General features: G+C 62.3%; 6 protein-coding genes. 3 read left to right on the top strand and 3 right to left on the bottom strand.

The window, feature by feature from the left end; all coding sequences use genetic code 11:
- The first annotated feature begins 302 nt into the window (after positions 1-302).
- Positions 303-1,196: a LysR family transcriptional regulator gene (locus tag ACYZUC_RS12525; RefSeq protein ID WP_008034255.1), complete on the top strand. Its 894-nt coding sequence runs from the start codon at positions 303-305 to the stop codon at positions 1,194-1,196.
- 4 nt (positions 1,197-1,200) lie between these two features.
- Positions 1,201-1,797 carry a tRNA-uridine aminocarboxypropyltransferase gene (locus ACYZUC_RS12520; RefSeq protein ID WP_461996025.1) on the top strand — a complete coding sequence of 199 codons (597 nt, stop codon included), beginning with the start codon at positions 1,201-1,203 and terminating at the stop codon, positions 1,795-1,797.
- A 138-nt stretch (positions 1,798-1,935) separates the two neighbouring features.
- Here the strand turns inward: ACYZUC_RS12520 and ACYZUC_RS12515 are convergent, their stop codons facing one another.
- From ACYZUC_RS12515 to ACYZUC_RS12505, 3 genes are read right to left on the bottom strand one after another with little or no spacing between them, the layout of a single operon-like run.
- Positions 1,936-3,291, bottom strand: a complete 1,356-nt coding sequence (locus tag ACYZUC_RS12515) for an HlyD family type I secretion periplasmic adaptor subunit (RefSeq protein ID WP_461996023.1) — start codon at positions 3,289-3,291, stop codon at positions 1,936-1,938.
- Positions 3,292-3,301: 10 nt separating this feature from the next.
- A complete protein-coding gene (locus ACYZUC_RS12510) occupies positions 3,302-5,461 on the bottom strand; it encodes a type I secretion system permease/ATPase (protein ID WP_461996021.1) in 2,160 nt (719 codons plus the stop codon).
- Between the two features lie 18 nt (positions 5,462-5,479).
- Positions 5,480-6,838: a TolC family outer membrane protein gene (locus ACYZUC_RS12505; protein ID WP_461996019.1), complete on the bottom strand. Its 1,359-nt coding sequence runs from the start codon at positions 6,836-6,838 to the stop codon at positions 5,480-5,482.
- Positions 6,839-7,428: 590 nt separating this feature from the next.
- On the opposite strand from ACYZUC_RS12505, the gene ACYZUC_RS12500 reads away from it, so the two are divergent.
- Positions 7,429-13,266, top strand: coding sequence for a retention module-containing protein (locus ACYZUC_RS12500; protein WP_461996017.1), 5,838 nt, complete (start codon positions 7,429-7,431; stop codon positions 13,264-13,266).
- The last annotated feature ends 21 nt before the right edge of the window (positions 13,267-13,287 follow it).

The following is a 13,287-nucleotide window of genomic DNA, read 5'->3' as shown; positions in this document are numbered from 1 at the left end:
CCGCACCGGGGAGGCTCGGGCACCGTTAGGGGCCGATTCTGCGAAATGTAGTGGCCGGGAAGAATCGCTACGGACAAATACTTAGTTCAGATTTTTCTAAACTAATGGCGGGAGGGGGGATAGACTTCCCGGCTTGAGGGATGGGTTGTCCATGCAACCGAATCGCCGGCAAGCCGGCTCCTACAGGTTGAGCGTAATCGTCAATGCTGCACGACCCTGTAGGAGCCAGCTTGCTGGCGATCGGTTGCGCAGCAACCGCCGTCAAACAACGCGGACTCACCGATACACGCTACGGAGCCCCCATGGCCAACGCTTTACCCGACCTGAAACTATTACGCATCTTCGTCAGCGTGGTCCGCCATCAGGGGTTTGCCAACGCCCAGCAAGAGCTCAACCTCTCGACCTCGGCGATCAGCACCTACATGAGCCAGCTCGAAGCGGCCCTCGGCCTGGTGCTGTGCCATCGCGGGCGCGGCGGTTTCAGCCTGACCAGCAAAGGCGAGCTGTTCCATCAGGAAACCCTGCGCCTGCTCGGCGAACTCGAAGGCTTCGAGCAATACGCGGCGGCGCTGAAAGGTGAGCTGCGCGGTACGCTGAACCTCGGCGTCATCGACTCCACCGTCAGCGACAAGGCCTTGCCGTTCGCCGAAGCCATCGGCGCCTACAGCCAGGAACACCCGGCCGTGCATTTGCACCTGTCGGTGATGAGCCCGTACGAGCTGCAACTCGGCGTGCAGGACAACCGCCTCGACCTGGCCATCGGCGCGTTTTCCACGCGCATGAGTGGGCTGGTCTACATGCCGTTGTACCGCGAGCAACACTGGCTGTATTGCAGCAGCCGTCACCCGCTGTTCACCGAGCGGCGCATTCCCGAACAGGTCATCACCCAGCAACGCATGGTCGGTCGCGGTTACTGGAGCCAGGCCGAACTGGCGCGCCACGGCTTCAAGCACAGTGCCGCGACCGTGGAAAGTATGGAGGCGCAGTTGATTCTGGTGCTGTCCGGCGCCTATATCGGTTATCTGCCGGAGCATTACGCCCAGGCCTGGGCCGACAAGGGTGATTTGCGCGTGTTGCTGCCGGCGACCTTCGGTTACCAGGCACCGTTCTCGATGATCATGCGCCGGGGCCGCAGCCGCGAACCGCTGATCCAGACCTTCCGCGACCTGCTCAAGGCGCAGCTCAATCAGGCTTGAAACCATGTCCAGAATCCAATGCCCGCGCTGCCTGCGCCCGCAAACCCACTGCCTGTGCCCACTGATCCCGAGCCTCGACAGCCGCACTCGGGTGTTGCTGCTGCAGCATCCGAGCGAAGTGAACCATGCGCTGAACACCGCAAGGCTGGCGGCGTTGGGGTTGAAGAATGCCGAGTTGATTGTGGGTGAGGTGTTCGAGGATTTGCCGGCGCTGTTGAATCAGCCGGGCTATCAGGCGCGATTATTGTTTCCGGCCGATGATGCGCAACCGATGCAGGCGTACGCCGCAAACGATGAGCCACTCTTGTTGGTGGTGCCGGACGGCACCTGGCGCAAGGCACGCAAAATGCTGCACCTCAATCCGCTGCTGGCGGCATTGCCCCGAGTGACTTTGGTGGAGGGCGGCGTGTCGCGGTATCGCTTGCGCAAGGCGCCGGGGCCGGGGGCGTTGTCGACGGTGGAGGCGATTGTGCAGGCGTTGCAGACGCTGGAAGCGCCTGTCAGTTTCGAGCCGTTGTTGAAGCCGTTCGAGGCGTTGATCGAGGGGCAGATTGCGGCGATGGGGGAGGAGGTTTTCCAGCGCAATCATGGTCCGCAATAGTCGGTGTCAGTGAGGGCCTCTTCGCGGGCAAGCCTCGCTCCTACAGGTCTGCGTAATGTCGAAATTAACGCATAACCTGTAGGAGCGAGGCTTGCCCGCGAAGAGGCCGGGTCAATCACCAAATTTTTCGGAAAGTGATTACCGCTCCCGCATCGCCTCCGTCCGCGCTTTCAACACCGGTTTCAGCAGATAATCCAGCACACTTTTCTCCCCGGTAATGATATCCACCGTCGCCACCATCCCCGGAATGATCAGCAGTGGTTTCACATCCCCACCCAAGTGATTTTTATCGGTCCGCACCTGAATCAGATAGAAGCTGTTGCCCTTGTCATCAGTAATCGTGTCCGCACCAATCAACTCAAGCTTGGCACTCAACCCACCATAAATCGTGTAGTCGTACGCACTGAACTTGACCATCGCCTTCTGCCCCGGATGCAGGAACGCCACGTCCTGCGGGCGCACCTTGGCTTCGATCAGCAGGTTGTCTTCGATGGGCACGATTTCCACCATGTCGCTGCCCGGCTGGACCACGCCGCCGATGGTGTTGACCTTCAGCACTTTGATAATCCCGTGCACCGGCGATACCACCGTGGTGCGGCTCACGCGATCATCGATGGCGATGCTCGACGCGGTTATTTTCGACAGGTCGGTGCGTTTCTCATTGAGCTCTTTCGCCGCGTCCGAACGGAAGGATTGTTCCGACTCGTCGATCTTGCTTTTGATCTCGTTGATCGCCGACTCGGCGCGAGGAATCGCCAGCGTCGTGGCATTCAGCGAACCACGGATTTCTACCGCGCTGCGTTTGAGCCGCAGGATTTCCACCGGCGACACCGCCCCGGTGCCCACCAGTGGCGCAGACATGTTCATCTCTTGTTGCAGCAGCGCCAGGCTTGAACTGTATTGACCCTGTTTGGAGCGGAACTCCGCCAGTTCCTGGGTTTTCTGCCGCAGTTGTTCGGTCAGCGTGCGTTGCTCGCTGGCCAACCGGCGTTGCCGTTGTTCGTACAGCGAGCGCTCGTCCTCGGCCACTTGCGGGGCCTTGGCGATCACCTCCGGCGACAACTTGAACGGCCGCCCCTCGGCCTCGGCGGACAGGCGTTCGACCTGCGCGGTCAAGGCATAACGATCCGCTTCACTTTCTCCCTTGTTCGACAGAAACCGCGTGTCATCCAGGCGCAGCAGCGTGTCGCCCTTGTTCACCATTTGCCCTTCGCGCACGAAGATCTCGGTGACGATGCCGCCCTCCAGGTTCTGGATCACTTGAACCTTGCTCGACGGAATCGCCTTGCCTTCGCCCATGGTGACTTCTTGCAACACCGCAAACTTCGCCCAGACCACGGCGCTGATGATCAGCGCAGCGGCGAGCCACACGGTAATCCGCGACCAGCGCGGTGAATCCTGCAACGAAGCGCCGGCGGTTTCCGGCATGAATTCGCTTTCGGCGCTTTTGCTGAAGCTGTCGAAGTAGCCGCGTGAGCTTTGTGACGATGACATGGGCGGACTCCTAGACGGCCGCAGAGCCGACACGGCCCTTGCGCAGTGCATCGATGACCGCTTCTTTCGGACCGTCGGCGACGATCCTCCCGTTGTCCAGCACTACCAACCGATCCACCAGGCTGAGCATCGAGGTGCGGTGGGTCACCAGCAGCAAGGTTTTACCCTGGACCCAACCGTGAAGCTTTTGCCGCAGGACATCTTCGCTGCTGTTGTCCATGGCGCTGGTGGGTTCGTCGAGCAGCATGATCGGCGGGTCGAGCAACAAGGCGCGGGCCAGCAATACGGCTTGGCGTTGCCCCCCCGACAACAACTGCCCGCGTTCGCCGACGGGCCGGTCAAACCCTTGTGGGTGTTGACGTGCGAGCTCGGTGACGCCTGTCAGTTCGGCCACCTCCAGCATCCGCGCATCGCTGATGTAGCGTGCGCCGAGGGTCAGGTTGTCGCGCAGGCTGCCGGCCAGCAACGGCAGGTCATGGGCGACGTATCCGATCTGTTGGCGCAGGTCGGCGACGTCCAGTTGCCGCAGGTCCAGGCCATCGAGCAGCAACTGGCCTTCCTCCGGTTCGTAGAAACCCATGAGCAGTCGCCCCAAGGTGCTTTTCCCCGAACCGCTGCGACCGATGATGCCCACCCGCTCTCCGGGTTTGAGGCTGAAACTGATGTTGGCCAGCGCCGGTGCATTCTGGCCGTTGTAGTGAAAGGTCACGCCGCTGACGTCGAGGGCGCCTTGCAGTTGCGTGCGTTCCAGCGGTCGCTGTTTGGCGTCGCGTTCCTGTGGCAGGCCCATCAGCGCATCGGTGCTTTTCATCGTCAGTTGCGCTTGCTGATAGCGCGTGATCAACCCGGCGATCTGCCCCAGCGGTGCGAGTACTCGACTGCCAAGCATGTAGGTCGCCACCAGCGCACCGACGCTGAGGTTGCCGGCGATGATGCTGTAGACCCCGGCGACGATGGTCGCCATGCCGGAGAACTGCTGGATGAACAGCGTGCCGTTGGTGGCCAGCGCCGAGAGGTTGCGCGCGTGGCTGTCGAGGCGGGTGAGGGCGCCGTGGGTGCTTTCCCATTTGTGCTGGCGCTCGCTTTCGGCGCTGCAGGCCTTGAGGGTTTCCAGGCCGCCGAGGGTTTCGATCAGCAACGCTTGGCGTTCGGCGCCGAGGGTCAGGCTTTTTTGCACGGTGTCGCGCAGGCGCACCTGAATCACCATCGCGAACAGGATCGTGATCGGAAACGCCAGCAACGGAATCACCACCAGCCAGCCACCGAGCAGGCCGATCACCACCAGCATCAGCACGGCGAAGGGCAGGTCGATCAGGCTCGTCAGCGTCACGGCGGTGAGGAATTCGCGCAGGCCCTGGAAGTCATGGATGCTCTGGGCAAAACCGCCGATGGTCGCCGGCCGCGCTTTCATCGACATGCCGGTGATGCGTTCGAACAAGGTCGCGGACAGGATCACGTCGGTTTTCTTGCCGGCGGTGTCCAGCAAATGCGCACGGACCACCCGCAATGCCAGCTCGAAACCGGTGCCGATCAGCAAGCCGATGGACAGCACCCACAGGGTCGAAGTGGCCTGGTTCGGCACCACTCGGTCGTAGGTCTGCATCACGAACAGCGGCACCATCAACCCCAGCAGATTGATCAGGAAACTCGCCAGGATCGCATCGCTGTACAGCCATTTCGACAGCTTCAAGGTGTCGCGAAACCACGCCTCCACACGCGGCACCAGAGGCGAGCGCAGGTCTTCGAGTTCGTGCCGTGGCCGGGCGAACAAGGCCTGGCCGCTGTAGTTTTCGGCCAGCTCTTCACGGCTGACCCATTGCTCGCCACCGTCGGCTTCGCTCGGCAGGATCAGCAGGCGACCATCATCGCCAAAGCGACGCAGCACGGCGGTGCGACCGTTGTCGAGGATCAGCAGCACGGGCAGATTGAGCGCAGAAATGTCGTCCAGTTCACGGCGCAACAAACGCGCCTGCAAACTGGCCCGGGCCGCTGCGCGCGGCAGCAGGTCCAGGCTCAGGCGTTGGTGTGCCATTGGCAGCCCGGCACTCAGGCTGGCGCGACTGACCGTCGCGCCATGAAGTTTGCAGAGAATCAACAGACCGTCCAGAAGCGGGTCATCGAAGCTCAGCCGCGGATCGACACCAGTGTTGCCGGGTTCCATGCTGGTCACATTGCTCGCTCCAGTACGCTACTTCAGTTCAGGCAAACGGGCTTCGTTTTTCACTTCGGTCCGGGCAATCGCGTCGGCGGGCAGCACCACGCGTTGTTTGCTCAGCAACTGGCCCATGTTCGCCAGCACGCGGTACATCGAGTATTCCTCGGTGTAGCGCACTTCGGTATAGCGGCGGTTGGCGTTGTAGAGTTCGTTTTCACTGTCGAGCACGTCGAGCAGGGTCCGTTGGCCGAGGCCGAACTGGTCTTGATACGCTGCCCGTACGCGGGTAGTGGTTTCGGCGTATTCGCGGGCGGTCGGGGTTTGTTTTTTCGCGTTGACCATGGCGTTCCAGGCCAGGTGAATGTTCTCGTTGAGTTGGCGCAGGGCATTGTTGCGGATGTCCATGGCCTGGTTGATCTTGTGCGCGTCGGAGGCCAGTCGTGCCTTGTCGCTGCCGCCGCGGAACAGGTTGTAGTTCATCACGACGCCGACGCGCCATTCGTTGTCGTGGCCTTCTTCGCCGGCGATGTTGTTATTCGCCCCCACCGCGGCTTCAGCGTCGAAGCGTGGGTAGAACGGCGACTTGGCGACTTCGTACTGGCTCTCGGCCGATTGTACATCCGCCTGGGCCGATTTCAGGTACGGGTTGTTGTCGACCATGCTCTGTTGGGCATCCCGGATCGTGGCCGGCAATTCGCCGCGAATCGACGGCAGCGTTTCCAGTTCATCGGGCATGCGCCCGGTGACGGCGTAGAAATTCGCTTCGGCATCGGCCAGATCGACTTCCGCGGTGTCGAGGTTGTTTTCCGCGAGTGCCCGACGCGCCACGGACTGGTCGGCGTCAGCGTTGCTGCCGATCCCGCGCTGGGTGCGCAGGCCGATCTGGTCGTTGACCCGCAGGTGGGCTTGCAGGTTGTTCTTGGCCAGCGTCACCAGTTCGCGACGCTTGAGCACGTCGAGGTAGACCTCGATGGTGCGCAGGGCCAGATCCTGGGCGGTGCCCTGCGCGTAATAGGCCCGCGAGTTGACCACGCCTTTGGTGCGCTCGACTTCGTTGGCCGTGTTGAAACCATCGAACAGCATCTGCCGCAGACGCAGTTCCGATTGGGTGTAGTTCAGGATTTCCGTGTGGTGATTGCCGAAGGCCCGGGTGTTGGTGTTATCGCTGTACCCGCGCCCGTACGCGGCGTTCAGATCCACGGAAGGATAAAAGCCCCCCTTGGCGACTTTCACGTCTTCATCGGCCGACAGACGGCTGTCCACCCGCGACGCCAGTTCCGGGTGGGTCGCAATGGTGCTCTGGATCGCCTCGGTCAGTGACATGGCGTGAGCCTGAGAAGTACAGGCCATGGCCAATAGAATCGCACTGCAGATAGGGTTCAATCGGCGCATGGGTACATCTCCCTGAGTCCTAATGGTGCTTATTAGTCGCCAATTATTTGACGACATTTATAGGTAGAACCGTTTCATGCTCGTTACAACAGAGCTAAGAACATTCTGGGAGGAACCTAAGAAGAATTTCTCATAAGGGTTATGCCAAAAAAAACTTATGCGCTCTGCAAAATCCAGCACATTGTTCACGTCGAAAGCCCTTGATTTATGAGCGTTAGGGCGCTCAAAAGGGCAAAAGGAAAGTTCCACCCACATATCGACTAGGGCGTAGAAGTGCTGGAGGGGAGGGACGCGAAACGGTTTTTTTGGTGACGGTTTTTTGTCACTTGGTTGGTTCAGAACCGTTACGCATCGCTCACTGGACGAGGTGTTACCGAACAGGATCCCGATGCCTTTGATTGCAGAGGGTTTTATTCCGTAGCGGACACGTCGCCCATGAGCGACACGCTTGGCGAGATAGTCGCCAGGGCAGGGGCTTGGTGTTGACAAGCTGCTCCCCGGAAGAGGCTCGCTGGCCACCGCTTGACCCATGAGCACGTTCTTCGCAAACAACAGGATGCCGACGGCAGTCGGCAGCGGAGGAAGTGCACATGGCTACGCTCATCGGTATCGTCAGTAAGGTCATTGGTCAGGTGTTCGCCGAGGCGAGCAACGGCACCCGGCGTGCTCTGGTCGAAGGGGACCGGCTGTTTGCCGGCGATCAACTGATCACCGGGGCCGAAGGCGCGGTGGCGGTGCACCTGCAAAATGGCCAGGAACTGACGCTCGGGCGTGGCAGCAGTCTGCAAATGAACCCCCAATTGCTGGTGGATCACGCCTCCCATGTGAATACACCTGAAGCGAACACGCCGACTCAGGCTCAACTGTCAGATGTCGAGCGAGTACAAAAAGCCATCGCGGCGGGCGACGACCCGACCCAAACCGCTGAAGCGACGGCGGCGGGGCCGGGCACACCGGGTGCGCCCGGCGGTGCATTGGGCGGCGGCCACAGTTTTGTGCTGCTGGAGGAAGTGGCCGGGCGGGTCGATCCGACTGTCGGATTTCCCACTGCGGGCTTCAATGGTGTTCCCGAATTTCCGCTGGAGCGTCTGGCCGGCGATCCGGACAATGGCGGCAATGCGACCGCTGCACCGATTGTGGCTGATACCCCGGATCGTCCGGGCATTCCGGATACTCCAGACATTCCAGACAATCCCGTCACCCTGAATGGCCTCGACGTAGAGGGCGGCGAGCTGACCGTCTACGAGAAAAACCTCACCTACGGCACCGACCCGGACGCACCGGCGCTGATCCAGACCGGCACCTTCACTGTCACCGCGCTGGACGGTCTGCAAACCCTCACCGTGGGCGGCATCGCCGTGGTCACTGCGGGCGTGGCGGCAGGTTTTCCGCAATCGACTGAGACCGACACCGGCGCGATCTTCACCATCACCGGTTACAACCCGGCGACCGGTGTGGTGAGCTACAGCTACACGCTGCGTTACGACAGCGACCACCCGAATGGCGGCGGCGTCAACAGTAGCTCCGAACACTTCGACGTGGTGGCCAAGGATGTCGACGGCAGCACTGCGACCGGGCAGATCAACGTCAACATCGTCGATGACACACCGAACGCCAACCCGGACGCGACCTCGGTGGTGGAGGGCGGCACCGTCAGCGGCAACGTGCTGTGGAACGACGTCGCCGGCGCCGACGGTCCGTTGCTCGGCGGTGGCGTGGTCGGCGTGCGCGCCGGCTCGGACACCTCGACTCCGGTCAACGGCGGGCTCAACACCCACATCAACGGCACCTACGGTTACCTGACCCTGGACGCCCAGGGCAACGCCGAATACCACAGCTACCCGAACGGCGTGAACGGCCCGGGCGCGACCGATGTGTTCACCTACACCTTGCGCGATAACGACGGTGACGAAAGCACCACGACCATCACCATCGACGTCACCAACAGCTGCATCAGAGCCGCCGTCGACAACGACGTCACCGTCTACGAAAAAGCCCTCGACCTGAGCAAGGATGGCCAGGATCTCGCGGCGGGCACCGTCACCGGCAGTGAGCCGGGCCATACCGGCGAAACTGCCTCCGGCACACTGGTAGGCTCGGTCACCGGTGCTTCCGGCGCAGTCACCTACACCCTGGTCGGCAGCGCCACCGGAACCTATGGGCAAATCCTGCTCAACCCCAACGGCACCTACACCTACACCCTGACCTCGCCGGCCAGCACCACGCCGCACGCGGACAACGGCGCCAATACCCTGAGCGAAAGCTTCACCTACCAGGCCACCGATTCCCTGGGCAACACCGTCACCAGCACCATCAAGGTCAACATCGTCGACGACGTGCCCAAAGCGATGGATGACAGCAACGACGGTACCGCCACGCCAACGCACCTGACCCTCGAAGGCAACGTCCTGAGCAACGACGTGCAAGGCGCGGACCGCGTGCCGACCGGACCGGACAGCGGACCGATTACCGCGGGCACGTTCACCGGGACTTACGGCACCCTGGTGCTGAATGCCAACGGTACCTACACCTACACGCTGAACATCAGCGATGCCGATTTCAAGGCGCTGCACAATGGCGGTGAGGGGAAGGAGCAATTCAACTACACCCTCACCGATGCCGACGGCGACATCAGCACCGCGACGCTGGAACTGAACATCCATAACAGCCCGGTGACCCTCAACGGTCTCGACGTGTGTGGCGGCGAACTGACCGTCTACGAGAAAAACCTCACCTACGGCACCGACCCGGATGCACCGGCCCTGAGCCAGACCGGCACCTTCACCGTCACCGCGCTGGACGGTCTGCAAACCCTCACCGTGGGCGGCATCGCCGTGGTCACTGCGGGCGTGGCGGCAGGCTTCCCGCAATCGAGTGAGACCGATACCGGCGCGATCTTCACCATCACCGGTTACAACTCGGCGACCGGCGTGGTGAGTTACAGCTACACGCTGCGTTACGACAGCGACCACCCGAATGCCGGGGGTGCCGACAGCATCTCCGAACACTTCGACGTGGTGGCCAAGGATGTCGATGGCAGCACCGCGACCGGGCAGATCAATGTCAACATCGTCGACGACACACCGAACGCCAGCCCGGACGCGACCTCGGTGGCGGAGGGCGGCACCGTCAGCGGCAACGTGTTGTGGAACGACGTCGCCGGCGCCGACGGTCCCTTGCTCGGCGGTGGCGTGGTCGGTGTGCGCGCCGGCTCGGACACCTCGACCCCGGTCAACGGCGGGCTCAACACCCACATCAACGGCACCTACGGTTACCTGACCCTGGACGCCCAGGGGAATGCCGAATACCACAGCAACCCGAACGGGGTGAATGGTCCCGGCGCGACGGACGTGTTCACCTACACCCTGCGTGATAACGACGGTGATGAAAGCACCACGACCATCACCATCGACGTCAGCAACGGCTGTATCACACCGGTCACCCTCAACGGCCTCGACGCGTGTGGCGGTGAACTGACCGTCTACGAAAAAAACCTCACCTACGGCACCGACCCGGATGCCCCGGCGCTGACCCAGACTGGCACCTTCAACGTCAGCGCGCCGGATGGCCTGCAAACCCTGACCGTGGGTGGCATCGCCGTGGTCACGGCGGGCGTGGCGGCAGGCTTCCCGCAATCGAGTGAGACCGACACCGGCGCGATCTTCACCATCACCGGTTACAACCCGGCCACCGGCGTGGTGAGCTACAGCTATACGCTGCGTTACGACAGCGACCACCCGAATGCCGGTGGTGCCGACAGCATCTCCGAGAACTTCGATGTGGCGGCCAAGGATGTCAACGGCAGCACCGCGACCGGGCAGATCAACGTCAACATCGTCGATGACACACCGAACGCCAGCCCCGACGCGACCTCGGTGACCGAGGGCGGTGTGGTCAGCGGCAACGTGCTGTGGAACGACGTCGCCGGCGCCGACGGTCCCTTGCTCGGCGGTGGCGTGGTCGGCGTGCGCGCCGGCTCGGATACTTCGACCCCGGTCAACGGTGGCCTCAACACCCACATCAACGGCACCTACGGTTACCTGACCCTGGACGCCCAGGGCAACGCCGAATACCACAGCTACCCGAACGGGGTGAACGGTCCGGGCGCGACCGACGTGTTCACCTACACCCTGCGCGATAACGACGGTGACGAAAGCACCACGACCATCACCATCGACGTCACCAATGGCTGCATCAGCCCGGTCACTCTCAGCGGCCTCGACGCGTGTGGCGGCGAGCTGACCGTCTACGAAAAAAACCTCACCTACGGCACCGACCCGGACGCACCAGCGCTGATCCAGACCGGCACCTTCAACGTCAACGCTCCGGATGGCCTGCTAACCCTCACCGTGGGTGGCATCGCCGTGGTCACCGCAGGCGTGGCGGCAGGTTTCCCGCAATCGAGCGAGACCGACACCGGCGCGATTTTCACCATCACCGGTTACAACCCGGCCACCGGCGTGGTGAGCTACAGCTATACGCTGCGTTACGACAGCGATCACCCGAATGCCGGTGGTGCCGACAGCATCTCCGAGAACTTCGACGTGGCGGCCAAGGATGTCAACGGCAGCACCGCGACCGGGCAGATCAACGTCAACATCGTCGATGACACGCCGAACGCCAACCCTGAGGCAACGTCGGTGGTGGAGGGCGGCACCGTCAGCGGCAACGTGCTGTGGAACGACGTCGCCGGCGCCGATGGCCCCTTGCTCGGCGGTGGCGTGGTCGGCGTGCGCGCCGGCTCGGACACTTCGACCCCGGTCAACGGTGGCCTCAACACCCACATCAACGGCACCTACGGTTACCTGACCCTGGACGCCCAGGGCAACGTCGAATACCACAGCAACCCGAATGCCGTGAACGGCCCCGGTGCGACCGACGTCTTCACCTACACCCTGCGTGATAACGACGGTGACGAAAGCACCACGACCATCACCATCGACGTCAGCAACGGCTGCATCAACGCGGCCAGCGACAATGGCGTCACCATCATCACCAACGTCCTGTCGGGCAACGTCACGGTGCCGGGCGACGTGCTGCTGGCCAACGACATCGATGCCAACTCCAACCCGCTGACCGTATCGCCAACCACCTTCAACACTGGCTGGATTGCCAAAGGCGCGGACTTTACCGGCAGCAACCAGAGCTACAGCTTCACCGGCAACAACGCTCAATCGGTGACCATCGCGCGCAGCGCATTCGTCGCCAACACCGCAGCCATGACCGCGGTGCTGGTGGTCAGCGGAGCGTTGGGCGAAGTCAAAAACAACAACACCAATGACGAGGACCGCATCACCGTCACCCTCAAACAGGGTGAAACCCTGAACCTCGATCACAACCTGGCGGGCGGTCACGTCACCATGGAGTACTCGGTCAACGGCGGCACGTTCATCGGCATCGGCGATGGCCAGACCATCACCGCCGCAGCAGACGGCACCTACCAGATCCACATCACCAACATCGACAACGGCGGGCATGGCAACGGCAAAGGCGCGGAAGATTACCAACTGACCATGACCGTCGACTACTCCGGCGCCCACAACACCACCCCGGACTATCACGGCGCCTACGCCGTCGGCGACAGTGCAGCGGCGACCATCAGCTATCAGGACGGTCACACCCTCACCGGCACAACGGGTGACGACATGCTGGTGGCGGGCACCGGCAACAACGTGATCAACGCCGGCGACGGCAACGATGTGCTCACTGCCGGTGCAGGCAACAACGAACTGCACGGTGGCGCCGGCAATGACTTGCTCTACAGCGGCGCGGGCAACGACCTGCTCGACGGCGGCACCGGCATCGACACCGCGAGCTACGCCCACGCCACCGCCGGGGTCAAAGTGGATCTGAGCCTGCTCGGCGCGCAAAACACCGTGGGTGCCGGCACCGATACCCTGACCGCCATCGAAAACCTCACCGGTTCCAGCTTCGATGACAAACTGACTGGCGACAGCCACAACAACATCATCACCGGCGGCCTCGGCAACGACGTGCTCAACGGTGGCGGCGGCGATGACGTGCTCATCGGCGGCCTCGGCAACAATACCCTCACCGGTGGTGCCGGCGCCGACACCTTCCTGTGGCTCAAAGGCAACAGCGGCCACGACGTGGTCACCGACTTCACGCCAGGTGCCGACAAACTCGACCTGTCGCAACTGCTGCAAGGGGAGAACGGCACGGCGGCGTCGCTGGATGACTACCTACACTTCAAAGTCACCGGCAGCGGCGATTCACTGGTCACCAGCATCGACGTCAGCGGCATGGCGGGTGCTGCGCCAAACCAGACGATCGACCTGGCCGGTGTGGACCTGGCCAGCCATTACGGTGTGACGCCGGGCGCGGGTGGGGTGATTGCCGGGGCGGATACGGCGACCATCATCAACGGCATGCTGAATGATCATTCGTTGAAGGTGGATACCGTGTGACCTGAAACCTTAAACAACAAA

It is taken from the genome of Pseudomonas sp. GT1P32 (assembly GCF_054897805.1).
The sequence above is the reverse complement of the archived record's forward strand: the minus strand, read 5'-3'. Positions and strand labels throughout refer to the sequence as shown.

Bases quoted from the DNA above. Each gene is read 5' to 3' on its own strand.
- ACYZUC_RS12500 (WP_461996017.1), top strand. From the start codon at position 7,429: ATGGCTACGCTCATCGGTATCGTCAGTAAGGTCATTGGTCAGGTGTTC.
- ACYZUC_RS12505 (WP_461996019.1), bottom strand. From the start codon at position 6,838: ATGCGCCGATTGAACCCTATCTGCAGTGCGATTCTATTGGCCATGGCC.
- ACYZUC_RS12520 (WP_461996025.1), top strand. From the start codon at position 1,201: ATGTCCAGAATCCAATGCCCGCGCTGCCTGCGCCCGCAAACCCACTGC.
- ACYZUC_RS12515 (WP_461996023.1), bottom strand. From the start codon at position 3,291: ATGTCATCGTCACAAAGCTCACGCGGCTACTTCGACAGCTTCAGCAAA.
- ACYZUC_RS12525 (WP_008034255.1), top strand. From the start codon at position 303: ATGGCCAACGCTTTACCCGACCTGAAACTATTACGCATCTTCGTCAGC.